Source organism: Variovorax sp. dw_308 (assembly GCF_019207085.1).
Lineage (GTDB): Bacteria > Pseudomonadota > Gammaproteobacteria > Burkholderiales > Burkholderiaceae_C > Variovorax.
In genome coordinates, this window is record NZ_JAATOM010000007.1 from 1 (window position 1) to 25,950 (window position 25,950).

Annotated in this window: 22 protein-coding genes; 4 read left to right on the forward strand and 18 right to left on the reverse strand. The window is 67.0% G+C overall.

What is annotated here, in order from left to right; translation table 11 throughout:
* Positions 1–126 precede the first annotated feature (126 nt).
* The gene (gene glnK, locus HCU76_RS15880; RefSeq protein ID WP_213954512.1) at positions 127–465 is read right to left on the reverse strand and encodes a P-II family nitrogen regulator; all 339 of its coding nucleotides are present in this window, start codon (positions 463–465) and stop codon (positions 127–129) included.
* 71 nt (positions 466–536) lie between these two features.
* On the reverse strand, positions 537–1,421 hold the full coding sequence (locus tag HCU76_RS15885; protein ID WP_213954513.1) for a TorF family putative porin: 885 nt from the start codon (positions 1,419–1,421) through the stop codon (positions 537–539).
* 223 nt (positions 1,422–1,644) lie between these two features.
* Here HCU76_RS15885 and HCU76_RS15890 point away from each other — a divergent pair, with 223 nt between their 5' ends.
* The gene (locus HCU76_RS15890; protein ID WP_218509939.1) at positions 1,645–3,189 is read left to right on the forward strand and encodes a YifB family Mg chelatase-like AAA ATPase; all 1,545 of its coding nucleotides are present in this window, start codon (positions 1,645–1,647) and stop codon (positions 3,187–3,189) included.
* A gap of 12 nt (positions 3,190–3,201) precedes the next feature.
* On the opposite strand, the gene HCU76_RS15895 is transcribed toward HCU76_RS15890, so the two are convergent.
* Both HCU76_RS15895 and HCU76_RS15900 read right to left on the reverse strand, forming a co-directional pair.
* Positions 3,202–4,560: a M20/M25/M40 family metallo-hydrolase gene (locus HCU76_RS15895; RefSeq protein ID WP_213954515.1), complete on the reverse strand. Its 1,359-nt coding sequence runs from the start codon at positions 4,558–4,560 to the stop codon at positions 3,202–3,204.
* 75 nt (positions 4,561–4,635) lie between these two features.
* Positions 4,636–5,580 (reverse strand): LysR substrate-binding domain-containing protein, encoded by a 945-nt coding sequence (locus HCU76_RS15900; protein WP_218509940.1) that lies wholly within the window; start codon positions 5,578–5,580, stop codon positions 4,636–4,638.
* 114 nt (positions 5,581–5,694) lie between these two features.
* Here HCU76_RS15900 and HCU76_RS15905 point away from each other — a divergent pair, with 114 nt between their 5' ends.
* Positions 5,695–7,074 (forward strand): amidohydrolase, encoded by a 1,380-nt coding sequence (locus HCU76_RS15905; protein WP_218509941.1) that lies wholly within the window; start codon positions 5,695–5,697, stop codon positions 7,072–7,074.
* A gap of 22 nt (positions 7,075–7,096) precedes the next feature.
* The gene (locus HCU76_RS15910; protein ID WP_256354221.1) at positions 7,097–8,302 is read left to right on the forward strand and encodes an MFS transporter; all 1,206 of its coding nucleotides are present in this window, start codon (positions 7,097–7,099) and stop codon (positions 8,300–8,302) included.
* A 24-nt stretch (positions 8,303–8,326) separates the two neighbouring features.
* Here the strand turns inward: HCU76_RS15910 and HCU76_RS15915 are convergent, their stop codons facing one another.
* The 8 genes from HCU76_RS15915 to HCU76_RS15950 form a co-directional block, all read right to left on the reverse strand.
* Positions 8,327–8,491, reverse strand: coding sequence for a hypothetical protein (locus HCU76_RS15915; RefSeq protein WP_218509942.1), 165 nt, complete (start codon positions 8,489–8,491; stop codon positions 8,327–8,329).
* Positions 8,492–8,713: 222 nt separating this feature from the next.
* Positions 8,714–10,066 carry an APC family permease gene (locus tag HCU76_RS15920; RefSeq protein WP_218509943.1) on the reverse strand — a complete coding sequence of 451 codons (1,353 nt, stop codon included), beginning with the start codon at positions 10,064–10,066 and terminating at the stop codon, positions 8,714–8,716.
* The gene (locus HCU76_RS15925) at positions 10,063–11,175 is read right to left on the reverse strand and encodes a phosphotransferase (protein WP_218509944.1); all 1,113 of its coding nucleotides are present in this window, start codon (positions 11,173–11,175) and stop codon (positions 10,063–10,065) included. Before HCU76_RS15925 ends, HCU76_RS15920 begins: the two co-directional genes overlap by 4 nt.
* A 28-nt stretch (positions 11,176–11,203) precedes the next feature.
* Positions 11,204–12,499, reverse strand: a complete 1,296-nt coding sequence (locus tag HCU76_RS15930) for an aspartate aminotransferase family protein (RefSeq protein WP_218509945.1) — start codon at positions 12,497–12,499, stop codon at positions 11,204–11,206.
* Between the two features lie 34 nt (positions 12,500–12,533).
* Positions 12,534–13,529 (reverse strand): YCF48-related protein, encoded by a 996-nt coding sequence (locus HCU76_RS15935; RefSeq protein WP_218509946.1) that lies wholly within the window; start codon positions 13,527–13,529, stop codon positions 12,534–12,536.
* A gap of 16 nt (positions 13,530–13,545) precedes the next feature.
* Entirely contained in the window at positions 13,546–15,933 is a 2,388-nt protein-coding gene (locus HCU76_RS15940) for an RND family transporter (RefSeq protein WP_371319836.1), read from the reverse strand.
* A 67-nt stretch (positions 15,934–16,000) separates the two neighbouring features.
* Complete coding sequence (locus HCU76_RS15945; protein WP_213954523.1) at positions 16,001–17,638, reverse strand: DUF1302 domain-containing protein; 1,638 nt, start codon at positions 17,636–17,638, stop codon at positions 16,001–16,003.
* A gap of 24 nt (positions 17,639–17,662) precedes the next feature.
* Entirely contained in the window at positions 17,663–19,051 is a 1,389-nt protein-coding gene (locus tag HCU76_RS15950; RefSeq protein ID WP_218509947.1) for a DUF1329 domain-containing protein, read from the reverse strand.
* 288 nt (positions 19,052–19,339) lie between these two features.
* On the opposite strand from HCU76_RS15950, the gene HCU76_RS15955 reads away from it, so the two are divergent.
* A complete protein-coding gene (locus HCU76_RS15955; RefSeq protein WP_218509948.1) occupies positions 19,340–20,131 on the forward strand; it encodes an SDR family oxidoreductase in 792 nt (263 codons plus the stop codon).
* A 183-nt stretch (positions 20,132–20,314) separates the two neighbouring features.
* Here HCU76_RS15955 and HCU76_RS15960 read toward each other — a convergent pair whose 3' ends face one another.
* The 6 genes from HCU76_RS15960 to HCU76_RS15985 all read right to left on the reverse strand — a co-directional run bounded on the left by HCU76_RS15960 (position 20,315) and on the right by HCU76_RS15985 (position 25,934).
* Positions 20,315–20,986 (reverse strand): hypothetical protein, encoded by a 672-nt coding sequence (locus HCU76_RS15960; RefSeq protein ID WP_218509949.1) that lies wholly within the window; start codon positions 20,984–20,986, stop codon positions 20,315–20,317.
* Positions 20,987–21,123: 137 nt separating this feature from the next.
* A complete protein-coding gene (locus tag HCU76_RS15965; protein ID WP_218509950.1) occupies positions 21,124–21,360 on the reverse strand; it encodes a hypothetical protein in 237 nt (78 codons plus the stop codon).
* Between the two features lie 113 nt (positions 21,361–21,473).
* Positions 21,474–22,289: a class I SAM-dependent methyltransferase gene (locus HCU76_RS15970; protein WP_218509951.1), complete on the reverse strand. Its 816-nt coding sequence runs from the start codon at positions 22,287–22,289 to the stop codon at positions 21,474–21,476.
* A gap of 130 nt (positions 22,290–22,419) precedes the next feature.
* Positions 22,420–23,202: an adenylate/guanylate cyclase domain-containing protein gene (locus tag HCU76_RS15975; protein WP_218509952.1), complete on the reverse strand. Its 783-nt coding sequence runs from the start codon at positions 23,200–23,202 to the stop codon at positions 22,420–22,422.
* Positions 23,202–24,287: a carboxymuconolactone decarboxylase family protein gene (locus tag HCU76_RS15980; protein ID WP_218509953.1), complete on the reverse strand. Its 1,086-nt coding sequence runs from the start codon at positions 24,285–24,287 to the stop codon at positions 23,202–23,204. The genes HCU76_RS15975 and HCU76_RS15980 overlap by 1 nt, the downstream gene beginning before the upstream one ends.
* A gap of 174 nt (positions 24,288–24,461) precedes the next feature.
* A complete protein-coding gene (locus tag HCU76_RS15985; RefSeq protein WP_218509954.1) occupies positions 24,462–25,934 on the reverse strand; it encodes an aldehyde dehydrogenase family protein in 1,473 nt (490 codons plus the stop codon).
* Between the last annotated feature and the right edge of the window lie 16 nt (positions 25,935–25,950).

The following is a 25,950-nucleotide window of genomic DNA, read 5'->3' on the forward strand; positions in this document are numbered from 1 at the left end:
TCGGCGGCTGGCGCCGGCGACTGCGCGAAGCCCGAGACGCTGGCCGTCAACAGGCCCACGCCCAGCGCGAGGGAGAGGAGGAACTTTTTCATTGGGGTGTTCTTTCGTGCCATGAAATGCGTGAAATCAGAGGGCTTCGCGGCCGGTTTCGCCGGTGCGGATTCGCACGACCTGCTCCAGGTCGTACACGAAGATCTTGCCGTCGCCGATCTTGCCGGTGCGGGCTGCGCCCTCGACGGCTTCGATCACGCGCTCGACCAGGTCGTCCGCCACGGCGGCCTCGATCTTGACCTTGGGGAGGAAGTCCACCACGTACTCCGCGCCGCGGTACAGCTCGGTGTGGCCCTTCTGCCGGCCGAAGCCCTTGACCTCCGTCACGGTGATGCCCTGCACGCCGATGGTGGAGAGCGCCTCGCGCACCTCGTCCAGCTTGAAGGGTTTGATGATGGCTGTGACCAGCTTCATGGTTTTGCTACTCCTGAGGAAGATATGGATGGCTCGACCCCTGCAAGGGCCGGGCCTGCTTTTCGTTTTTCTTAGAACGTCTTGGTCAGCGTCGCGATGAAGCGTGCCTTGTTCGGCGAGTAGGTCGTCGCGCCGATCGGGCCGAAGCCGAGGTCGAAGCCGGGGTGGTTCGCCACGGCATAGGCATCCTCGTGGTTGGCGCCCTGGACCGAGCCGGCCAGCGACAGGCCACCGCCGAAGTCCCAGCTGGCGCCGACGTTGTAGTCCAGGTAGTTGCGGTAGCCGAGGCTCTTGATGTCCGACGACATGAAGGTGTAGCCGACGGCGGCCTTCAGCGTGAGGCTGGTCAGCACGGTCTTGCTGTACGACAGGTTCAGGTAGCTGGTGTTCTGGCCCTTCTGGCCCGAGCCCGCCTTGTTGCCGGCGTAGTTGAAGTAGTCCTTCGACACGGTCCACGAGTACTTGGCGGTGAAGCTGCCGAGGACTTCGTCGGCCCAGGTGCCCGCGCCGTAGAGTTCGGTCGTGTTGCCGGCGGTATTGCCCGAGTAGTAGTACTGCAGCACGCCGAAGTCGAGGTCGACCGGGCCGGCCTTGAACTTGTAGCCGCCGTAGAAGTCGCTCTCGATGCTGTTGCCCGGCAGCCAGTTGACGCTGGAGTTCCAGTTGCCGACGTAGAAGCCGCTCTCATGCGCGTAGTCGAAGCCGCCCTGGATGGCGGGCTTGAATCCGCTGGTCTTCACCGGGCTGGTGAAGCTGTTGCTGATCATGTCCTGGTCCTGGCCACGGAACTTGTAGTTGGTGGTGAAGGAGACATTGGCCGTGAGCGGCGAGACGACAGGCGCGGGGGTGGCAGCAGCCGGATCTGCCGCGGGGGTGCTCTGGGCAAAAGCGGCGCCCGACGTCGCGAGCGTGGTGGCCAGTGCAACCAACGCCGTGGCAGTGTTACGGTGCATCATCGAGAAACTCCTACGTGTATTTGAAAGGGTGGGAACCCGTTCAAAGCAGGGAGCGTGCCAAAGGGTTGCGGAGGGTGCTGGAAAACCCGGAGGCTCATTCACAAACGTACACAAAAGGGCGGATAAATAGTCACACAAGTGTCTTCTTGAACAACGGTTGAATCGAAAAGAAAACAAGAGCGCACCACCGAGGTGGATGCACCGTTTTGGTGAGGGAGTGGAAATGAGTTTGTCTTTGGTGCAAAGCCGTGCTTTGCTGGGCCTGGAAGCGGCCAGCGTCACGGTCGAGGTGCATCTGGCCAATGGTTTGCCCAGCTTTACGCTGGTCGGGCTGGCCGATGTGGAGGTGAAGGAAGCGCGCGAACGCGTGCGATCGGCCATCCAGAACGCGGGGCTGGAGTTTCCGAACAACAAAAAAATCGTCGTGAACCTGGCGCCGGCGGATTTGCCGAAGGACTCCGGGCGTTTCGATCTGCCGATCGCGCTGGGCATCCTGGCGGCCAGCGGGCAGGTGGATGCGGCCCAACTGGCGGGTCATGAGTTTGCCGGCGAACTGTCCTTGTCGGGGCACCTGCGGCCGGTGCGCGGGGCGCTCGCGATGGCGCTGGCGCTGCACAGCCGGGGCATCGCGACCCGGCTGGTGCTGCCGGCCGAGAGCGCCCAGGAGGCGGCGCTGGTGCCGGGCTCGGAGGTGTATGGCGCGCGTCACCTGATCGACGTGGTACGGCACTTCCTGCCTGCGGGAGCGGATGCTTCCGTTTTGCCCGAGCCTGAGGTCGACGGCTGGGCGCGCATTCATCCGGAAGCCGGTGCTCACATACCAAGCTATCCGGACTTGTCGGAGGTGAAGGGCCAGGCCGCCGCCAAGCGCGCACTGGAGATCGCGGCGGCTGGCGGGCACAGCCTGTTGATGGTCGGGCCGCCGGGGTCCGGCAAGTCGATGCTGGCCCAGCGCTTTGCGGGGTTGCTGCCGGCGATGACGGTGGACGAAGCGCTGGAGAGCGCGGCGGTGTCGAGCCTGTCGGGGCGATTCGGGATCGAGAAATGGGCCGTCCGGCCGACCTGTGCGCCACACCATTCCGCCAGCGCGGTGGCCCTGGTCGGCGGAGGATCGCCGCCGCGGCCCGGCGAAATCTCGCTCGCACATCACGGCATCCTGTTTTTGGACGAGTTCCCGGAATTCCAGCGGGCCGCGCTGGAGGCCCTGCGCGAACCACTGGAGACCGGCACGATCACCATCGCCCGGGCAGCACGACGTTCCGAATTCCCCGCACGATTCCAGCTCATCGCGGCGATGAACCCCTGTCCTTGCGGGTTTTCAGGCTCACCGCTCAAGGCCTGCCGCTGCACGCCGGACCAGATCGCGCGCTACCAGGGCAAGCTGAGCGGCCCCTTGCTTGACCGCATCGACCTGCACATCGAGGTGCCGGCCGTATCCGCGCAGGAACTGCTGACCGCGCCGCAGGGCGAAGCGACGGCCGGCATCCGCGACCGCGCGGCCACCGCGCGCGAACGCGCCATCGCGCGGCAGGGCGTGCCCAACCAGGCGCTGCGCGGCGCGCAGATCGACGTGCACGCGGGGCTCGACGACGCCGGCATGCGCTTCATGCAGACGGCTGCCACCAAGCTGGGCTGGAGTGCGCGCTCGACGCACCGCGCGCTCAAGGTCGCACGCACCATCGCGGACCTGGCCGGCGCCGGGCAGGTGCAGTCCGCCCATGTGGCCGAGGCCGTGCAATACCGGCGGGCGCTGCGTGACGCCGGATGACGGGACTTTTGATCAACGCGTCCGTATCGGGCGCTTTTGCAACAAGGGCTCGCTGATTCCTTGCACGCCGACCAAGCCCAGCACCGTCAGCAGCGAGGCTTGCGCGCCTTTCCATCCGTCCGTCACGTCGATCCATTCGGTCAGGGCATGGAAGCCACCCGTCTTGCCGCCACCGCCGACGATGATGGCCGGAATGCCGAGCGACATCGGTACGTTGGCGTCGGTGCTGGCGCCTGCGAGCAGCGTCTTGTTGCCGAACGCGCTGTTCGCCCGAACCGCGGCCTCCACGATCACCGAGTCGGCTGCGGTCTGCCCACCGGGACGATCCCCGATGAGCTTGTTCGTGACCGTCAGCGTGTTCACGCCCCAACGCTTGTTCTCCTCGACGACGCCCTCGTCCACGGCGGCCAGGACCTTCTTCTCGGTCGCCATGAGTGGCTCGTTGGCATCCGAGCGGATGTCGACCGCCATGCGTGCGTCCGGCGAGATGGTGTTGACGGAGGTACCGCCGCCGACCGTCCCGACGGTGAAGGTCGTCTTGGGAACCTCGGGGGTCTTGATGTCGGCAATCCTGGCAATGGCGCGACCCATGCCGTGGATCGCGCTCGGGACCTGCCCGAACGCCGCGTAGCTGTGGCCGCCGGGGGCCTTGAAGGTGAACTCGTAGCGACGACTGCCTGTGCCCAGGACCAGTACGCTGCCGTCAGGGGCCGGCTCGAGCCCCACCATGCCGTCGATGTCGCGGTGCTCGGCAAAGATGTGCTTCATGCCTCGCAGGTTGCCCAGCTCCTCTTCGCCCACATTGCCCACGAACAGCAGGTCGCCCACCGTCTCGATCTTGTTGTCGTTGAGAACCTTGAGCCATGACAGCAGCACCGACAAGCCGCGCACGTCGTCGGAAATCCCGGGCGCATAGAGCTTGCCGTCGCGTTCCTTCACCTTGACGTCGGTGCCGGCCGGAAACACCGTGTCCAGATGCGCCGAGATCAACAGCTTGGGCCCGTTGCCCGTGCCCTTGCGCAAGCCGACCGCGTTGCCTTCGCTGTCGATGCGCGCATCGGCGAGGCCCAGCGCCTTCATGCGCGCAACGTAGGCCTCGGCGCGCTTTTGCTCCTTGAACGGCGGCGCCTCGATCTCGGTCAGCATCTTCAGGTCTTCGATCGAGCGCGCATGGTCGGCCTTGACGGCGTCGAGCAGCGTGGCAATGGCCGGCGCTTGCATGAGTCGCGTGTAGGCCAGGTCGACCGCCGGCTTCACTTGCGCCGGCGTCGGCGCGACCGCATTGAAGCTCTGGGCCTGTGCAGCACTGGCGGCCAGCAATGCGACGGCCGGGACCAGGGAGGCAAGCAGGGGAGAGAAGTTGCGGGACATGGGATCTCCGGGAGGGACAGCAAGCCGCATTCTTTCGCTTCCTGGCGCGAGCGGCCCCGATTTATTTGCAACCGATCAGGTGTGGATCGACGCAACGAGGAAATCGATCAGCACGGCCAGTGAGCCCTCGGCCTCGCTACCCCGAAAAAGCATGCCCAGCGGCTCGATCGGCGCATGCAGTTCAAGTGGCAGTTCAACGATCCCATGACGCCCAAGCCGGTCGAGCAGCGAGTGCGGCACCGGCACCACCACGTCGGGCTGCGCCAGCATGCTGCGCAGCAGGTGCGGCGCCAGCGTCTGCACGTTGTGCGCGCTCGGCGGATGCGCCTCTTGCGCCCACAGCGCATCGAGCGCACGCCGCACCGCATAGTGCGCGGGCGGCAGGATCCAGCGCGACTGCGCGAGGTCCGCCAGCCGCAAGCGGCGTCGGCGCGCCGCCGGGTGCGCGGTGCTGGCGACCACCACCACGCGGTCGCTGCGCAGCGCGACGAAGCGATGCCCGGGTTCGAGTTGCACCGGCTCGCGCACCAGCACCATGTCGAATGCGCCGTTGCGCAGGCCCGCGCTCAGGCGCTCGATGTTGCTTTCCTCGATCTCCAGGCGCAGTTCGGGATGGGCGGCAAGCAGGGGCAACAGCACGGGCTCCAGCACGCTGGCGATGGCAGCGTCGATGGCGCCGACCCGCAGCGGCTGCACCCGCTGCGTGGCGAGCGCGGTGAGTTCCTCGGTCGCCACGCGCAAGGCATCGATCGACATGCGCGCATGCCGTGCCACGAGCCGGCCAGCCTCGGTGATGCGCATGCCGCGCGCGTGGCGCTCGAACAATGCCATGCCCAGCGTGGCCTCGAGCTCGCGCAGCATCTGCGTCGCGGCGGGTTGCGTCATGTGCACCGCCGTTGCCGCGCGGCGCAGGTTGGCCTGTGTCGCGAGCGCATCGACCAGCTTCAGGTGGCGCAGGCGCAGTCGCGCGAGCAGGCGTTCGAGCAGCAGTTCGGCGGCGGTGACATCGGGCGAGTTCATCGAAGCGATAAGGCCGGATTATCGAGCGATGGAAATCCGATTGGCCTGGCGCACACGCTGCCCCTACGCTCCAAGGCTTCGCCCTCCTCTCAACCCTTCTTTCGCATCACCTCCATGTCCGCACCCTTCCGCTCCACCGCACGGCTGTGCCTGCCCGTCGCCCTCGCCACTGCCGCGCTGTGCGCGAGTGCCCAGGACAGGTCCGCCGCACCGTCCGCGACCGCACCCGCCGCCGCGCAGGCGCTGTACCCGCAGATGGCCGAGCGCCTCAAGGCCGTGGAGCCGAAGGTCATCGCCTGGCGCCGCGACATCCACCAGCATCCCGAGCTCGGCAACCAGGAGAAGCGCACCGCGGCGCTGGTCGCGGCCCACCTGAAGGCGTTGGGCTTCGAGGTGCGCGAAGGCGTGGCCGTGACCGGCGTCGTCGGCATCCTCAAGGGCGGCAAGCCCGGCCCCGTGGTGGCACTGCGCGCCGACATGGACGCGCTGCCGGTCAAGGAGCAGGTCGACCTGCCCTTTGCCTCGAAGGCGCGCGCAACGTGGGCCGGCAAGGAAGTCGACGTGATGCACGCCTGCGGCCATGACGGCCACGTCGCGATGCTCATGGGCGTCGCCGAGGTGATGGCGTCGATGAAGGACCAGTTGCCCGGCACCATCAAGCTGATCTTCCAGCCGGCCGAGGAGAAGCTGCCCAACGCCGAGATCGGCGGCGCGCGCCGCATGCTGGCCGAGGGCGCATTCGACGCGCCCAGGCCCGACGTGGTGTTCGCGGCGCACCTGGTGTCGAACCTCAACACCGGCGAGATCGGCTACAAGGCCGGCCCGATCACCGCGGCATCCGATGCCTTCCGCGTCAGCGTCAACGGCCGCCAGACGCACGGCTCCGCGCCGTGGAGCGGCATCGACCCGATCGTGCTCGGGTCGCAGATCGTGCTGGGCTTCCAGACCATCGCGAGCCGCCAGGTCAACGTGACCAAGGAGCCCTCCGTGCTCACCGTGGGCACCTTCCAGGCCGGCACGCGCTACAACATCATTCCCGATTCGGCCGAGATGAGCGGCACGCTGCGCACCTACGACGAGTCGATGCGCAAGTTCATCATCCAGCGCATGGGCGAAACCGCCGAACTCATCGCCAGGAGCGGCGGCGGCAGCGCCCATGTGCATATCGAGGAGGACGGCTACGCCGCCACCATCAACGACGCGGCGCTGACCGAGAAGATGGCGCCTAGCCTGGCCCGCGTGCCGGGCGGCAAGGCCATGGTCGTGCAGAAGGGCACCGGCGGCGAGGACTTCTCGTTCTTCGCGCAGAAGGTGCCGGGCCTGTACGTGGTGATCGGCAACACGCCGGTGGGCCAGGATGCGAGCAAGGCCGAGGCCAACCATTCGCCGCGCTTCTTCGTCGACGAGGCCAGCCTGGCGATCGGCACGCGCACGCTGTCGCAGCTGACGCTCGACTACCTGGCGATGGGCAAGTCTGCAAGCCCGGCGCTGTAGGAGTCCATAGAATCCCGGCGACTTGAACTCGCCACCCGAACGCCCCGCCTACGATCGCCGCATGGTGGGCTGGCTGTCGGTCGGGCAGCTGATCACCTGGGGCAGCGTGTTCTACGCGTTCGCGCTGTTGATGGAGCCGGTCGAGCAATCGCTGGCCCTGACGCGGGCCCAATCGTCATTGGCCTTCAGCCTCGGCTTGCTGGCGGAGGGCGTGATGGCCTGGCCGGTGGGACGCTGGATCGATCGCGGCCATGAGCGCGCAGTGATGACGGGCGGGTCGCTGGTGATGGCGGGCGCATTGCTGGCCCACAGCGTGGTGCAGGACGCCGCCGGCTTCTACGCCGTGTGGATCGTCCTCGGCGCGGCGCTGGCGGCCACGCTCTACACGCCGGCCTTCGCCATCGTGACGCGACGCTTTCCCAGCGACTTCCGGCGCGCGATCATCACGCTCACCTTCCTTGGCGGACTGGCCAGCACGGTGTTCATCCCGCTGGTTGCGTGGCTCGTGAACGCGCTGGGCTGGCGGCACGCGCTGTGGGTGCTGGCTGCGATCCACCTCTGCATCTGCGTGCCCTTGCATGCCACCATCTTGCTTGGCGCACCACGGCCGCAGGCGCGCCACGAGGCCGGCGCCGCGCCGACGGCACAGCGATCCGCCTCGCACTTCCTGCGCAGCAAGCCCTTCCTGCTGATCGGTGTGTTCTCGGTGCTACTGATGGCCGTCACGGCCGCGCTGCCACCGCACATGGTGAGCCTGCTGCGCGGCAGCGGCCTGCCGGAGGCGTGGGCCATCGCGGTGCCGGCCAGCATCGGCATCGTGCAGGTGTTCGGGCGGGCGCTGCTGTATTTCTTCGAGCACCGCTTTGACCTGCATCTGGCGAACCGGCTGATCCCCTGCCTGATACCGCTGGGCTTGATGGCGCTGCTCGCGGGCAGCGGGCACGCGGGCGCGGCGCTGTTGTTCGTCGCGCTGTATGGCATGGGCAACGGCATGCTGACCATCGTCAAGGGCACGGCCATTGCGCAGTATGTGAGCCGCGAGCATGTGGCCACGCTGAATGGCGCGCTTGGCTTGCCGATGGCGATTGCACGCGCCCTCGCACCCCTGATGCTCGGCGTGCTGTGGTCACCCGCGAACGGCTATGCCGCCGGGCTGTGGATGCTGCTCGTCGCCAGCGTGGTCGCCGTGCTGGCGCTGGTCGCGGCGCAACGCGCGCGCACGCACTGAGCCGATCGAGCGCCTGGGCGACGCTCAGTGCACCCAGTGGCAGCTGCGATGGTGGTGATGGTCGTAGTGGCAAACCTCGTGACCGTGATGATGATGGTCATAGGACGCCGCAGAGGCGAGGCCCGGAATGAAGGTGGCGAAGCCGCCGAGGAGGATGGCGACGGAGAGGACGATGCGCTTGGTATTCATGTGGCCTGCGATGTGGTTTGTGAAAGACGGATCACATCGTGCTGCGCCACATCGTTACGAGATGTAGGAAGGCGCCCGCAGGTTTCGTGAGCATGAGGGGCGACAGCAGGCCGCGCACGGCCGGGTTGCGCATCGAAAGGCAAGCGTGGTGGCGGTGCTGCCGCCAGTGGCGGCGCAGTGAAGTGCAGCATGCCGAGCGTTGCCCTGCAGCGCCCGGACGCCTCACACGCCGACGCGCGAGTCCATCACTTCATCCACAGGCAACCCATCCGAAGCCGGCCGCCCGCGCAGCGCCACCGCCCACAACAGCAACCCCGCCACCAGCCATCCCGCACCCACTTCCAGCGCCAGCGGACTCAAGCTCAGCATCAGCCCCACGCTCACCAGCAAGCCGATGCACGGCACCAGCCGATGGCGCACGAATCGCACGCTCTTCTCGCGCTTGCCAAAGAAGCGCAGCACCGACAGATGCAGCAGCAGGAAGCCCCCGAGCGCGCCGAAGTTGATCATGGTCGACAACTCATCCGCATGGTCCACGCCCACCAGCGCCACGACCAGCGCGATCACCGAGGTCAGCAGCATCGCCACATGCGGCGTGCCGTGCTTCGCATGGACGCGGCCGAGCACGCGCGGCAGCTGGCCGTCGAGCCCCATCGCGTACATGAGGCGCGCCACGCCCGCGCAGATCGGCACCATCGCGACGATCGCTGCGACCACCACGGTCCACGTCATGACCGCACCCAGCGTCGGGCCCAGCGTGGCATTGGCGACGTCGTAGGCCAGCGATGCCGGATCGCGGATATCGAAGCCCACCATCAGGTCACTCAGCAACGAGGCCTGCACCACGAACAGCACGCCGGTCAGCAGCAGGCTCAGCATGATGGCGCGCCCGATCAGGTGGCGATGCTCCGGCCGCACCTCTTCGCTCAGCGTCGAGATGCCGTCGAAGCCCAGGTACGACATCACGCCCAGCGCCACGCCCGGAAGCAACGACTGCCAGACGATGTGCGACGGCCAGAGCGATTGCATGCCCACCTGGCCCGCACCCTTGCCACCGTTGAGCGCGATCACCGCCGCGATGACGAAAGCCCCGACCGCCGCCACCGACACCCAGAACAACACCGCGCTGATGCGCGCGCTGACGCCGATGCCGAACCAGTTGACCGCCAGGGTCACGAGCACCAGCCCCACCACCCAGGCCTCGCGCGGGATCGCCGGGATCTGGCTGTTGAGCCCGATCGCCGCGAACACGCAGGTCAGCGCCGGAAAGAGGATGTAGTCCAGCAGCATCAGCCAGCCGGCCATGAAGCCCGCGAACGGCCCGAGGGCGACGCGCGCATAGGCGTACACCGAGCCCGCGCGCGGCACGCGTTCCACCATGGTCGCGTAGCTGGCCGCGGTGAAGGCCATGCAGCCCATGCCGAGGAGATATGCGAGCGTCGGCGTACCGCCCGACGTGACGTGCAGGAAGCCGAAGATGACCCACGGCGCCACCGGCACCATGTAGGTCATGCCGTAGATCAGCAGGTCGGAGAAACGCAGGACCGGTCGCAGCTTGCCGTGGGCTTGGCTCATGTGGACTCCAGGGATGGACGTTGCGCTGAAGAAGGCGGACCGTTCGATGCGGCGCCGGATGCCGGCGTCCAGGGTGCTTCGACACGACGGCGAGCGCGTTGTGCCAGGTAGTCCTCGACCACGCTGCAGGCGAGTTCGATGAGCATCGGCGTCAGCTCGATCGCCGTGGCCGTGCCCTTGCGCTCGTGCACCCAGCCGAGGTACGTGGTGCTGCGCGCGGCGAGGAACATCGGCAGGCTGGCCAGGGCCTGGTCGCCCAGGTCACGGTGGCGCCGATAGCCTTCGATCAACGCGGCTTGCGCAACATCGAAGTACGGCTCCAGCTTGAGGAAGTAGAGCGAGGTCGCCACGTCGAACAGGTGCCAGCCGAAGCCCGCATCGTCGAAGTCGATCACGCGCACGTCATCGCCATCGACGAGGAAGTTCTCCGGCACCAGGTCCGCATGGATGAGGCCGTACACCTGCGCGGACTTGCCGATGGCGAGCAGGTCTTCGCGGATCGCCATGCGCGCGGAGCCGAGCAGGCTGCGCTGCGACGGCAGCAGCGCATCGAGTTCCCAGAAGCGCCCCCACAACGGACGCAACCCGGCCAGTCCTTCCTCGCACCAGCTATGCCGCACGAAGCCCTTCGCCGGCTGCCAGCGGCTCGACTGGTTGTGCATGCGCGCCATGGTCTCGCCGACGATGCGGTACTTGCGCGCGATCTCGGCGTCGCCGCCGCTGACGCCGGCCTCGACCGAGCCGAGTTGGCGGCCGTCGATCCACTCGATGATGTCGACCTGGTGGCCGATCGCGCTGCTGGTCGCGCCGATGAGTTCGAAGGGCCGGCCATGTCGCGATGGGATGACCCGTGGCACTTGCAAGCCATCACGTTCCAGCGCGGCCAGCCATTCGGATTCGGAGCGCAAGGCATCGTCGGAGTGATAGCCCTGGCGATGCACGCGCAGCACCGCCTTGCGGCCATCCGCGCAGTCGACGCGGAACACCGCGTTCTCGCGCACCTTGATGAGGCTGATGCCGGTCGGCCGCAGGTTCCAGTGGATCAGGGCCTGCAGCGCGATCTGCCGGAAGGCGTGTTCGTCCGGCGACGAAGGCATGGCGTCGTTCACGTCGTGCGGTTTCGTGTGTTCCGGTGCGTCAAGCCGTGACGCGCAGCGTGGACATCACGCGGTCGAGCGTGTCGATCAGTTGGTCCGCGTTGGCGCCGGTGAACGGCATCGGCGGGCGGATCTTCAGGATGTTGTCGAAGGGTCCGATGCGGCTGATCAGCACGCCGGCGCGGCTCATCGCGTTGATGATTTCCTTGGCGGCATCGGTGGCCGGAGCCTTGGTCTCGCGGTCCAGCACGAGTTCCACCGCGAAGAAGAGGCCGCGTCCGCGCACGTCCCCGATCAGCTCGTGCCGACCCGCGAGATCGCGCAGTTGTGCCAGCACTTGGTCGCCGGTGGTCTTCGCGTTGGCGACCAGGTCTTCGTCCTCCAGCACGTCCATCACGGCCATGCCCGCCGCGCACGACACCGGGTTGCCGGCGAAGGTGTTGAAGTACATCGGGTTCAGCTCGGTGAAGCGCTCGACGATGTGGCGGCGCGCGATCACCGCTGCCATCGGATGGCCGTTGCCCATGGGCTTGCCCAGCGTCACGATGTCGGGCACCACGCCCTGCACCTGGTGGCCCCAGAAGTGGCTGCCGAAGCGGCCGAAACCGCCCTGCACCTCGTCGGCGATGAAGTAGCCGCCGGCCGCGCGCACCTGCTCGGCGACGCGGCGCATGTAGCCCGCCGGTTGGGTCGGCAGGCCTTCGGAAGACAGGCCGGTGCAGAGGATCATGCCGGCGAACTTCTTGCCGTTGTCCTCGAAGCTGGCGATGGCCTGGTCGACCTCGGCGCAGTAGCCATCGACGAGCGTTGCGTCGTCCTGCTGGCCGCGGTCGCGGTACGGGTCGATGACCGGGATCATGCGCACGTCCGGGCCGCGCTGGTCGGGCGTGCTGAGGATGGCGCTCACCTGCGACACCGCTGCCGTGTTGCCGTGGTACGAGTGCGCCGTAGAGATCACGCCCGTGCCACCGCTGCATTCGCGCACCATGCGCAGCGCGAGTTCATTGGCCTCGCTGCCGCTGCAGCAGAACATCACCATCATGTCGGGCTGCGCGAAGGTGGCGGCGAGGCGTTCGGCGTAGCGCACGATGGTCTCGTGCAGATAGCGCGTGCTGGTGTTGAGCGTGCGCGCCTGGGCGCAGATCGCATCGACCACGCGCGGGTGGCAATGGCCGACGTGCGCGACGTTGTTGTAGGCGTCGAGGTACTTCCTGCCGTCGGCGTCGTGCAGCCACACGCCTTCGCCGCGCACGATGTGCAGCGGCTTCTCGTAGAAGAGCGGTGCGCGCTTGCCGAGGATGTCGAAGCGGCGCTGGAGGAGTTCGGTGGATGACATGCGATGTCCTTGGCGTGTGATGTGTGTGTCGGGGTCAGCGGCTGGCGGCATCGACAGGGCCGCTGCGCGAGAGCAGGATGGCCTTGTCGTCGGGCAACAGCGTGGCTGCCGTGAGGCTGAGGCGGTCCTCGCGCAGGGCGGGTTTGAAGTGCGCGCCGCCGTCCTGGCTGTCCAGCACGAGACCGTCCAGGCCCACGGCCAGCACGCGGCTGCCGCGCGCGGCCAAACCGGTGATCGATGAGGTGCTGTGGGTGTCGATGCGGTCCCAATGCGCGCCGTCGTCGGTGCTGCGATAGAGCGAGCCGCGCAGGCCGGCGACGACCCACGCGCCATCGGCGGCCACACCGGTCCAGAACGAGCCCTTGTAGCCCGTCTCGATGTAGCGCCACGCGTGGCCCTGGTCGTCGGAGACCAGCAACATGCCCTTCTCCGCGGTCGCGAGGAGCCGACCCTTGCCATCCGCGAACAGCGCGAGCAGGTTCAGGTCCGCGGTCTTGCTGCCGGGAGGCGGCGTGAGCTTCTGTTCCTTCCAGCTCTTGCCGCCGTCGTCGGTGACGAGCACCAGCGACCACAGGCCGACCGCCACGCCGTGGCTGGCGTCGAAGAAGTGAACGGCGAACAGCGGCCGGTCTTCCTGCGCGGCCATGCGCTGCAGCGCCCAGGTCTCGCCGCCGTCCTGCGTGTGCAGGATCACGCCGCGATGGCCTACGGCCCAGCCCTGCTTCGCGTCGACGAAGCTGGTGCTGTTCAGCTTGACGTCGACCGGCACCGACTTCGCCTGCCGCCATGCCTTGCCTGCGTCATCGCTGAGCAGCACGACGCCGTGGTCGCCGACGGCGACGAAGCGCGGGCCGGCGCCGGCGATGCCCAGCATCTCGGCCTGCAGGGCATGCGCCACACGTTGCGCCGGGACCGCCACGGGCGGGGCGCCGTCCGCGGAAGCCTGCGCGATGGCTGCGAGGCTCGCCAGGCCGCAGCCCAGTGCGACGAGCGAGGCACGCAGGGTGCGCGTGATGAATGCGTTGTTCATGGTCTTGCTCCGCATCTCAATGGCTCAGCAGGCCGGGCGCGCGCATCGGCACCTTGCGCGGGAAGATCCGCTCCAGCCACACGGCAAAGGCCGGCAGCGCAGTCATCGCCATGATCATGTTGACCATGAACATGAAGGCCAGCAGCTTGCCCATGTCGGCCTGGAACTTGAGGTCCGAGAACGACCAGGTCGCCACACCCACCGCCAGCGTGATGGCGGTGAAGATCGTCGCGGTGCCCACCTCCAGCATCGCGTGCTCGATCGCCTTCTCGATCGGCTCGCCCTGGCTCAGGTGCAGTTGCAAGCGGTTGTAGATGTAGAACGCATAGTCCACGCCGATGCCCACCGCCAGCACCATCACCGGCAGCGTCGCGACGGTCAGGCCGATCTGCAATTCCTTCATGAACCAGTAGCCGATGAAGGTGCCGACCGTGAGCGGCAGGCAGCAGGCCAGCACGGCGCGGAAGTCGCGGTACACGGCGAACACGAGGATCACGATGGCCGCGTAGACGTACAGCATCATCGGCAGTTCGCTGCGCTCGACCTCCTCGTCCACCGCGGCCAGCACGCCGGCATTGCCGGAGGCGAGGCGGATGGTCACGCCCGGCTGCGGGTGGGTGTCGCGGAACGACTTCACCGCATTCACCACGCGCTGGATGGTCGCGGCCTTGTGGTCGGTGAGGAACAGGTGCACGGCCGTCATGCTGCAGTCCTTGCGCATCGTGCCGCGGATGCGCGAGATCTCGGCGGCCAGCGCGGCATAGTTGCCGGGGTCGGTCGGCACCACGCTCATCTTCGGATTGCCTTCGTTGTAGCCCTCGTTGTAGAGGCGCAGCTGCTGCGAGAACGACGACACCGAGAGCACGCCTTCCACCGGCTGCAGCGCCCAGGCGAAGCGGTCCTGGTAGAGGCCGATGTCGATGTTGCTGCAGCTTTCCGGCGCGGCCTCGAACACCACCGTCAGCCAGTCCAGGCCGGTGTCGTAGTTGGTCGAGATGGCCACCGCGTCGCGGTTGAAGCGCGACTCGGGCCGCAGCTCCGGCGCGCCCGGCTGCAACGTGCCGACCACGCGATCGCTGCTCTGCCACACCGCGGTCGCGAAGATCGCGCCGACGACCAGCAAGGTGATCGCGGCATTGCGTGGCTGGGCCACTTTCACGAGCATGTGCAGCCAGCGCGCGCGCTGCTCGCGCTGCACCATCGCACGGTCGGCATACGACTTCGGCACGTCGAAGAACGACGCGGCCACCGGCAGCATCACGAGGTTGGTGATGATCTTGAAGCCGACGCCGAGCGAGGCCGTGATGGCCAGCTCGCGCACCATCGGAATGGGGATCAGCAACAGCGTCACGAAGGAAACGAAGGCCGTGACCAACGCGAGCGTGCCGGGGATCAGCAGGCCGGTGAAGCTCGCGCGGCAGGCGTCGTAGCAGCTCTTGCCGTGCGAGATCTCGCGCACGATGAAGTTGATCTGCTGCACGCCATGCGACACGCCGATGGCGAACACCAGGAAGGGCACCAGCACCGCCAGAGGATCCAGCCCAAAGCCTAATAACCGCAACGCGCCGAACTGCCACACCAGCGAGGTCAGCGAGCACAGGATCGGCAGCACCGTGAAGCGCACCGAGTGGCTGTACCAGTACACCGCGCCCGCCGTCAACAGCAGCGCCAGCGCGCAGAACTCGATCACGGCCGACGCGCCATCGGCTATGTCGCCGATCTGCTTGGCGAAGCCGATGATCTGGATCTCGAAGCCCGCATCCTCGAACTTCTGGCGGATCTTCTCTTCGAGGATGCGGTTGTAGGCGATGTAGTCGAGCTTGTGGCCGTCCTTGTCGAACTCGATGAGTTCGGCGGTGATCATCGCGCTGGTCTGGTCGCGCGAGACCAGCGAACCGACGAAGCCGCCCTGCGCGCTGGCCTGGCGGATGGCTGCGATGCGCTCGGGCGTGAGCTGGTCGGGGGTGATGGTGCCGTCGATCAGCGGGTCGGCCCGGAAGCCCTCCTCGGTGATCTCGTTGACGAAGCTGTTGGGCGTCCACAGCGACTGCACGCCGAGCCGCTCGACGCTGGGCAGGAAGGTCACGGCCTGCGTGACTTCGTAGAGGCGCTTGAGGCCGGCCGGCGTCCAGATGGAGCCGTCGCGCGCCTTCACCACGATGTTGAGCCGGTTCGCCCCGAGCACGTCGTTGCGGTACTGCTGGAAGGTGCGGATGTACTCGTGGCCGATCGGCATCTGCTTCTCGAAGCCGGCATCCATGCGCAGTTGCAGCGCGAGCCCGCCCATCACCGCGGTCAGCAGCGCGAGGACGATGAGCAGCGGCTTGCGCCGCGTGAAGAAGAAGTCCTCGAGACGGGCCAGCAGGCGCACCGCGAAGGAGGGAGCAAGGGATGAAGATGACACGGCGTGAAACCCGTTGAGGGCCGGGCGAGGGACACGCAGCCCCGTCGCCCGGCGGGAGCAGGAAGCCTTAGAAGTTGCGCGAGGCGTAGACGCCCACGAAGTCGCGGTCACGCAGCGGCTGGTCGAACACCGATTCGCCACCCCAGAACTTGGCGTAGTTGACGCCGAACTGCCAGGTCGCCGGGTTCTTGATGAAGCTGACCGTCAGGTTGACCGACTTCGCGCCCTTCATGAAGGTGGCAGCGAGGTTGGGCGTCCGGCCGCTCAGTGCCTGGAAGTAGTAGACCTCCGGCACCACCTGCCAACCCGGGATCAGGTTGCCGTCGTAGGTCCAGCTGAAGTCGAAGTTGAAGCCGCTGGAGTACTTGCTGCCGACCGGGTATTGCGCGTTGGTCGCCGCATTGATGGCCAGCTCGTTGCCCCAGCCCCAGCCGCCCGCCGCCACCGGGTCGCCGCCATAGGTCTGCTTCAGGTTCGGATAGCCAATCACGACGGCTTCGGCCAGCAGCGTCGCGGTCTGCGCGCCGAGGAACTTGAGCACCGGCTCGGCGTTCGATGGCGTGAGGCTCAGCATCCCCGTCAGCGCCCACTGGAAACGGCTCGAGTCGACCCAGCAGTTGCCGCCCTGGCTGGAACAGCCCGAGACGTTGGGCGAGATGAAGACCGCGTCCTTCGGACGGTACGACAGCTCGCTGCCGATCGCCCAGTCACCCACCGGCAAGTTCATGCTGACGCCGAACATCTTGCGGTCTTCCAGGTACTTCCACTGCGGGCCGTATTGGGTCAGCGCGAGGTTCGGTGTCTTGTCGGTGTAGCTCATCGCGTACAGGCCGAGGTTCAGTGCCGTGCCGTCGGGCTGGTAGCGCAAGGCCACGCCGCCCTGCCCGGTCTGCTTGGGCTGGCTGTCCTGGATGCCGTAGGTGTTGGCGCCCTTGCCCAGGCCGTTGGTGACGGACCAGTAGCTGCCGCTCGGCGGGAAGTAGCTCTTGTTCCAGTCGGTCTGCACATAGGCCTCGGCCGCGAAGCCGTGGCCCAGGCCGGAGGCAACGCTGATCATCGGCGCGGGCAGCACCGCTTCCTTCAGCTGCGTGCCCGGCTGCGACAACCGCATGATGTCCATGGCGTTGGTGGCATTGATGCCGCCCGGCAGGAACAGGCTTTCGCCCCAGCTGATCACCTGGTTGCCGACGCGCACGCGCACCTGCTCGTCGCCGACAGAGAAGGACTTGCTCACCCACAGGTCGAGCAGGCGGGCCTTGAAGTTCAGGTCGCTGCGCGCGTCCGGGGCGAGCCCGTCGGCGGAATTGATCGGCGGCGTGGAGCTGATGAAGCCAGTGGTGTTCGTGGCCGTGAGGTCCCTCAGCCAGGTAAACCGGCCCATGACCGTGACGCCTTCGGGCATCTTCAGCACCAGTTCATGGCTGCCCTTGAGGTAGGTCGTGAAGGCATCGCCCTTGGCATAGTTCAGGTTGCCCTGGTCGCCCATGCCCGACAGCGGCGAGAGCTCGCCCGCCGGGCCGCCTGTGTTGCCGGCGTTGATGAGCGTGGTGCTCGGGTCCTTCAGGCGGACGCCTGTCCCCGCGCTGACGGTGGAGTCGAAGCTGCCCGAGAGGCTCTCGGTCTGGAAGGTGACGGCGTGCGCGCCCGACATGGCGAAGAGCGCACAGGCGGCGGCGATGCAGGTGGGAGCGAGGCGATGAAGCATGGTGTGTTGCACGGTGCCGCTGCCTCAACGCTCGCTGATCGCGCGCAGGTTCTCGGAGGTGTAGAAGTTCTCCTTGAACTTCGGCTCCTTCGACTCGACGACCCAGCGGATGTCCTTGCCGGCGGCCAGCGGCGTCTGGTCGAACAGGTAGCGGCCTTCGGGCAGGTTGTATTGGACGAAGGCCGGGTTGTCGCAGCTGCCTGTCTCGTAGACCGGGATCACGAAGGACTCGCGCACCTTGTAGAGCTTGCCCTGCGCGTCGTAGTCGTCGGCCACCACGGCAGACCAGCTGTCCTCGTCGAGGTAGAAGGTGCGCTTGGGCGCCGAGTGGCGCACGCCCGCCTTCACGGTGGCCTCGACCACCCACACGCGGTGCAGCTCGTAGCGGCGGCTGGCCGGGTCGATGGAATCCTGCTTCGCCACCTGCTCGAACTTCACCGACGGGTCGTACATGCCGAAGGCGTTGTAGCCGACGTAGATTTCCTTCTTGCCGACCAGCTTCCAGTCGAAGCGGTCCATGGTGCCGTTGAACACGCGCGGTTCGTCCACGGTGTACTGGTTCTCGAAGCCGACCTGCGGCGCGTCATAGGCGTAGGTCGGCATGCGGCGCACGCGGCGCTGGCCGGGAAAGTAGTAGAAGGCTTCGCTCGGCTTGTCGGTGTAGAGCACGTACACCAGGCCCTGGCCCGCGAGTGCGGCTGGCGACTCGTAGGCGAAGTAGGTGTAGTACTCGACCGGCGGCAGGGTGGACAGCAGCGTCGAGCCCTTCTTGCCCCACGGGAAGTAATAGCTTTCGGTCGCGCCGGCCTGGACCCATTCGGTACTGCCCTTGCGCGGCGACAGCGACACGTAGTTCAGCGGCCATTCGAAGCCCACGCCCGCGTACTTCATCTTGTAGTTCCACATCGCCTCGGCGCCGTTCGAAGGCATCGGGAACGGCACGCCGGGCACGACCGCCTCCTTCAGGCTCCAGCCGTCGTCGCCGAGCCTGGCGACGCCGATGTTCTTCTTCGTGTTCTCCTGCACGAAGTCGGGCACGCTGCAGGTACGGCGCGTGGGGTACACGTCCATGCGGTAGCCCTTGGTCTGCTTGATCAGCGCGACCTGGCCGGGCGAGAGCTTGTCGGCGTACTTGTCGACGTTGCCCGCGTCGATGGAGAACAGCGGCTTGTCGCCCTTGAACTTGAAGAAGTCCTCGCGCTTCTTGCCCTGCGACCAGCCGCCCGTGGACGGATCGGCAGCGGCAAAGGCCGGGATCACGCCGTCCTTGCTGGCGGCCTTCTCGGCGCCGGTGGCCGTCAGCTCCGCACCCAGGCGGGAAGCGTCGGCAGCGAAGGACGAAGTCGCTGCCGACAACGAAAAGGCCATGGCGATCGCGACTGCGATGCCGGTGGGGGCGGATCTGGATCTCATGAAAAAGCCTCGCTTGGAGTGGTGCGCAAGCGTCTGAATCAGACGGGTGTGTGGCCGCTGGAGCGGACATGTCAAAGGTACGTGCGCACCCTCGCGGCCGCTTGGACTGGCGTGCACAACCTGCCGGACTAGCGTGCAAGCGCTGCGCGCGTGTTGCACGCGTGTCCGGCATGACGTGCACGCAAATGCCAGCCGCATCGAGGCGTGCTGCCTACGCTCGACGCCGAGGCAGGCCGGTGCGCCGCACCAGCGCCTGCGCCTCGCACGCTCACGGCATCAAGGAACACCATGATTGGAGATTTGAAGGGCAAGGTCGCGCTGGTCACAGGCGCGGGGCAAGGCATCGGGGAAGGCATCGCGCGCGGGTTTGCCGCGGCGGGCGCGAAGGTCGTGATTGCCACGCGCACCGCGCAGAACGGCCAGGCCGTGGCGCAGGCCATCCACGACGATGGCGGCGAAGCGCTGCTGGTGCAGGCGGACGTCGGCCGGCGCGAGGAGATCCGCAAGGCCGTCGCAGCGGCCACGCAGACGTACGGCCGGCTCGACATCGTCGTGCACAACGCGGCGGTGTACCCGGTGATCGCGATCGAACAGCTGAGCGACGACGACCTCGAACGCACACTGGCGGTGAACCTCAAGGCCGCCTTCTGGCTGATCCAGGAATCGCTGCCCGAATTGCGCAAGCAAGGTGGCGGGCGTGTGCTGTTCACGTCGTCGGTCACCGGCCCGCGCGTGGCGATGCCAGGCACCGCGCACTACGCGGCGTCGAAGTCGGGCATGAACGGATTGATCCGCACCGCGGCGCTGGAGTTCGCGCGCGAGAACATCACTGTCAACGGCGTGGAGCCGGGCTACATCATGACGCCGGCCATGTCGGCGCTGGGCGATGGCGACGAGCTGAAACAGATGGCCGCATGCATCCCGATCGGGAAGATCGGCAAGGCTGCGGACATCGCGAATGCGATGCTGTTCCTGGCGTCGGACGAGGCGTCATACATCACGGGGCAGACGATCGTGGTGGATGGCGGGTCGACGCTGCCGGAGAGTCCGATCGTGCTGGATGCGTTTTATCGGGGGTGATGGGGCTTGCCTGAACGGCAGGTGATGTTTTCGTCTGGAGCGGATTCGATTGGCTGCTCACGAGGGACTGGAACGACGCTGATGGGCCCTGTGCGGCCGTTCGTTGTTGCCGAAAGCAGTCATCCGGCAGTTCGCGTCACACGCAGCCGCCAGTCGGTGGCGTCGCGGAACCGCTCTCCATGATCACCGCTCCGAACCCGTTGCGGGCGTTGCAGGCCTGCCTTGGAGGACGCTTGTCGGCGGGTTGTATTGGAGGTTCGGACGGAGCATCAAAGAATGATGGCTTTCCTTTTCTAGATCGGCAGTGATCGCATCACACAACTTGTTCTGTTCTGAGTCGACCCACTCCCGAGCATGGCGAACAAGCAAATCCAGATTCCCGAACGCGCCGTTGTCCAGTGTCACGACCCGAAACATCGCGCACGCCACTTTGGCGATCTTGTGAGGATCGGCCGGATCATTGATCACAGCTCCCACCTCGATTAAGTTGAACGCACTTACATCGTGTGCGATGTGCTTGTTCCTCAGATCTAGAAACCACCTCCACGCCTCAAGCGCCTCCGGTGGATTGTCCGAGTACACCGGGTCGGGCTTGAGTGCTCTACGAACGCCTTTGCTGAAGCACTTGGTGTAGTGGATGATGGCAGAACGCCATAGGACGTCCTGCATGAACTCGGACGGTTGGTCGTTCATTACGGCCAAGCAATCCGCGGCGAAACGCAGGTCCTGAGCGTGCAGTGCAAGATCCCCAAGTTTGTGGGCTTTCTCACCGCCAACCTTGGCAAGCTTGACAGCGGTGGGGAAGCCCTCGACATGAAGGTTCCCGTCGGTGGCAATGATCTGTAGATTTTCCATGGGGCCGATCATGCATACAACAGTCCGGACAGGCACGACTGCCAATCCCTAATGTTGTGCTACGACCCCGTCCTAACCCTAACGGGGCCACATCGTCGAATGCCCGCTCCTGGCCGATTGCCCCCTCGCAGCAAGCTCTACCTGTCGGCTCGTATTTCCCCCGCCGCCACAACCGGCTTCGATTCGTCCACGACACCGCCGGACTTCGATGTCGGCGGAAGCGTGCGCTGTTCGATGACGCGAATGCGGCGAACGACAAGCTCGTCGATCTCCAGCCGCCGTATTCGTGCCCGGCCCACGAAGAGCCGGCCGATCGCCAAGGCACCGATGGCCAAGGCGCCAAGGGCCGCGGCGCCAATCACGATGGAGCCCAACGCGGCCGTGCCGATGGCGTGCGCGCCCGTTGCGGCAGCTGGCAGGGCTCGCGGGGACTTTGACGGCCTCAAGTTCATGGCAACTCCTGGAGGAAGCGCGATCGATCCGCCGCTCAGGGCTTCGTGACGGTCACGCGCAGGAAGGTGGCCGGAACCTCCGTGTGGTCGCTGCGGCCGCTCTGGTTCTGCGCCGCGAACAGGGTCTCCAGCTCGCCCTGCAGCAGCGCCTCCTTGCCATTCTTCGCGGCTGCGTCGAAAGCGTTCATCGTGGGGCCATACCACTGCCGGAACTCATCGACGAAACCGGCTGGCGAACCGTCGAAGCGAAAGACGAAGGTGTCGCGCGAATAGCTGATCGCGTCGGCCGGCACGCCCGCTGCCGAGAATCGCTCGAGCACATGGCTCTCCACACCCCAAAGCATCGGGCTGACGAAGCCCTCGGCGGGCGGCGGCGCGTAGGCGGCGCTGATCTTGAGGAGCTGCGCGACCAGCGTCGGGTCGTTCGGGATCCAGTTCCCCATGACGATGCGCCCGCCGGATCGGGTGACGCGAACCATCGCTTTCGCGACGTCCACGGGTCGCGGCGCGAACATGGCGCCGAAGATCGTCACAACCAGGTCGAAGAGCCCGTCGCCTATGCCTTCCAGGTCGCAAGCATCCCCCTGCCTGAAGGTGATGTTCGAGAGTCCCATCTGCACGGCGCGGCGCTGCCCGGCCTCGACCAGGTTGCGTGCGATGTCGACACCCAGCACTTCGGCGCCCAGCCTGGCCTCCGGAATCGCGGTCGTGCCGTCGCCGCACCCGAGGTCCATGACCTGCATCCCCGGGCGGATACCCAGCGTGTCGACCAGTGCTTCTCCGCTGGACCGCATGGTCGACGCCAGGCGCGTGAAGTCGCCCTTCTCCCACAGGGTTTGGTTGGGATTCATCTCGATTCCTCCAGGTTGTTGCGGGCAGTCGGATTGGCCGGGACGGCCGAAAGACTAGCCGATATTCCCGGTGCAAACCAGCCTGGACAATGCCACGCGCGTCGGCGCCGCCGCGCCCGCGCAACGCCGCTCAAGCTTCGCCTTCGACGCAATAGGTCTGGACCGGCTCCGCCTTCCCCTTGACCACGGCCGGCGGCATGGGCCGCAGCCGAAACTGATCTTGGACGGCGCGCCGGATGTCTTCCGTAATCAACAGGTCGACTTCGAACTTGCTGGTCAGTCCCTCGACGCGCGAGGCGACATTGATCGGATCACCCGTCACGCTGAACTTCGACAGGCCCGCGGTGCCGATCACGCCCGCCACCACTTCCCCGCCATGGATGCCGATGCCGAAGCGCAGTTCCGGCAGGCCCTTCTCGCGCAGGCCCGCGTTGTAGCGCGCCAGTTCCGCGCGCATGTCCAGCGCGGCCATGACGGCGTCGCGCGCCTGCCAGGGATTGGGCTCCATGGCGCCGAACAGGGCCAGCAAGCCGTCCCCCACGAACTCGGTCACGTGCCCGTGGTGGCGAAGGATGGCGGCCGTCATGTGGCGGAAGTAGCCGTTCAGGATGCTCACCGTGACGGTGGGGTCGAGCCGGTCGCACAGGGCCGTGAAGCCGCGCAGGTCGGCGAACAGCATCGTCACCTCGCGCCGCTCCGGCGTGAAGGCGTCACCGAAATGGGTGAGCCGCTCGACCACGTCGGCCGGGACGAAGCGCTCGAACTGGCCTTGCAGTTGCTCCAGCTTGTCGTCGGCCGCCAGCAACAGCCGCTCGAGTTGCCGGTTCTGGCGGCGCCCGCGCAGGACCAGCGCCGCCAGGCCGACGAAGGCAAGGGTGCCGAACGCGGCCAGGACCGACCAGGCCAGGGCCATCACGCCAGCAGCATGGCAAGCCGGACGGTCGCGTTCGCCAGCGAGGCGATGCCGATGGCTTCCAGCAGCTTGGCTTCGCCTATTTCGGCGCCGAGGGCCCGTGTCCGCTGCTGGATCGCGGACGGTTCGTAGTACACCGTGTCGCGCGCCCACGCCAGCAAGCCGCTTTCGCCCGCCGCCAGGCGGGGGCAGCGCAGCGTTGCCAGGGCGCTCTCGATCTCGGCCTGGTCCAGGCCTTCGTCGAGCAGCATCCGGGTCGCCGCGGCATCGCAGTGCGGGCATCCCATCGTGCGCGAGACCACCGCGAACATCAGCGCCTTCGCGCTGCGGCTCAGCGCCCCGGTCTGGAACGCACCGTCGAGCGCGGCCTTCATGACGTTCCCTGCCCGCAGGCCGGCCAGCGGCGCCACCACCACGCCGAAGGGGCCGGCGGCCAGCGCCGCATCATCGAGCGGCGCTTCCGCCGGCTTGCCCTTCGCGAACTTCTTCATCAAGGGCAACGCGAAGCCGAGTAGCCCCCGCAAGGGCCCGCTGGCCATGCGTTCGAAGTCCTTCTCCGGCGGGCAGGCCAGCAGGGTGGTGATGCGGTTGAAGAGGCAGCCTAGAGAGATCGCAAAGGCGATCTCTCCTATTTGCGCCTGCGTGTAGCCGCCCTTCAGCAGCGCGGCACGCTCGGCGGCGGCCGGGCGCGGCCTCGATCGGGCCAGGCTGCGGCAAAAGGCGATGTACGCGCGCTCCTTGTCGTCCAGTTCGGCCATCTGCGTGTCGCGCTCGACCTGCTGGATGAAGGATTCCGGATAGCCCAGGACCTTCATGTAGGCGCGCGTCGCGCCATAGCAGTAGCGGCATGCGTTCTCCTGCGCGGTCACCATGTTGCCGATGCGGTAGAGCCGCTCCGGCAGGTTGACGGGCACGTAGCTGACCGCTTCGTAGGCCGCCTCGCGCAGCCAGCGGATGGGCGCGACACGGCGGTCCACGTCCATGATGCGGGCGCCGCGACGCTTGAGTTCGGCTTCCCACTCCGCGTCGTGCGCCACCGGCAGGACCGGGTCGCTCCACTGGATTTCGTTCAGCAAGACAGCCATGGCCACTCCACCGAAGATGAACACAAGGGCTCTTCGCCGGCATTGTCGCGCGGAGCGTGGCTGCGCGGAGGCTTTCGAGATGCGGCCCCGCTGCAGGTGTTGGCGCAGGATGGCTGAGCGCCGGGCGCGACGATCCGGGGCGCAGCGAGCCGCGTGCGCCCCGCCCGCTAACGGTCACATCACCACGGTCACGACCTTCTCTTCCAGGTAGCCATCCAGCGCGCTCTGCGACAGGTCACGCCCGATGCCGCTGTCGCCGCGGCCGCCCCAGGGCAGGCGCGCATCGAGCGGGCTCCAGCCGTTGACCGCCACTGCGCCCACGCGCAACCGCCCCGCGATCTGATGCGCCTTGGCCACGTTCTGCGTCCACAGCGAAGCGGACAGGCCATAGACCGTGTCGTTGGCCATCGCGATGGCTTGTTCCTCGGTGTCGAAGGGCATGATGGTGCCGACCGGGCCGAACACTTCGTCGCGTGCGATGCACATCGACGGATCGACGTCCGCGAAGATCGTCGGGCGCACGAAGAAGCCGTTCTCCGGCAGCGCCTCTTCGCCGGCCACCATGCGCGCGCCCTGGCGCACCGCGTTGTCGATGTGCGCCTTCACGCGGGCCTGGTGCTTCGCGCTGATGAGCGCGCCCATCTGCGTCTTTGCATCGAAGGGGCAGCCAAGCTGGATCGAGCGGGCCGCGCCGCCGATGGCGCCGACGAATTCCTCGTAGCGCGAGCGGTGCACCAGCACGCGCGTGCCGGCCGCGCAGGTCTGGCCCTGGTCGACGAACAGGCCCATCGCCACGCCGCCGATCGCCTGCCCGATGTCCGCGTCCTCGAGCACGATCTGCGGCGCCTTGCCGCCGAGTTCCAGCGTGAGGCGCTTGAACCTGGGACCGGCCTCGCGGGCGATGCTGCGGCCGACCTCGGTGCTGCCGGTGAAGCTGACCTTGTCCACGCCGGCATGGTTGACCAGCGCACTGCCGACCTTCGCGCCGATGCCGTGCACCAGGTTGACGACGCCTTCCGGAAAGCCGGCCTCGTGCGCCAGTTCGACCAGCGCCGCGACCGCCAATGGTGCATCTTCCGACGGCTTGAGCACCACGGTGCAGCCTGCGGCCAATGCGGGTGCGAGCTTCCAGCAGGCGATCATCAGCGGTGCGTTCCACGGCACGATCAGCGCGGCCACGCCGACGGCTTCGCGCACGGTGTAGTTGAGTGTCGGGCGGCCCATGAAGCCGCCGGTCGGGATCTGGCGGCCTTCGAGCTTGTCGGCCCAGCCGGCGAAGTAGCGCAGCGTGTCGATCGACACGGGCAGGTCGAGCATGCGCATTTCCATCAGCGGCCGGCCCTGCTCGCGGGCCAGCACCTCGACCATCTTCTCGGCATCGCGTTCGAGCAGGTCGGCCAGCTTGTTCAGCAGCTTGCCGCGCTGGGCGCCGGGCATCCTGCTCCACGCGCCGCCATCGAACTGCGCACGCGCTGCGGCCACGGCGGCATCGACGTCCTGCGTGGTGCCGGCCGCGACGCGCGCGAGGACCTGGCCGCTGGCGGGCTCGAACTTGTCGAAGCAGGCACCGTCGGAAGCGTCGCGTTGCTGGCCGGCGATGAAGTGCCGGGTGGAATAGGTGGCGGTCGAGGTTGCGGTGGCGGACACGGAGTCTCCTGTCTTG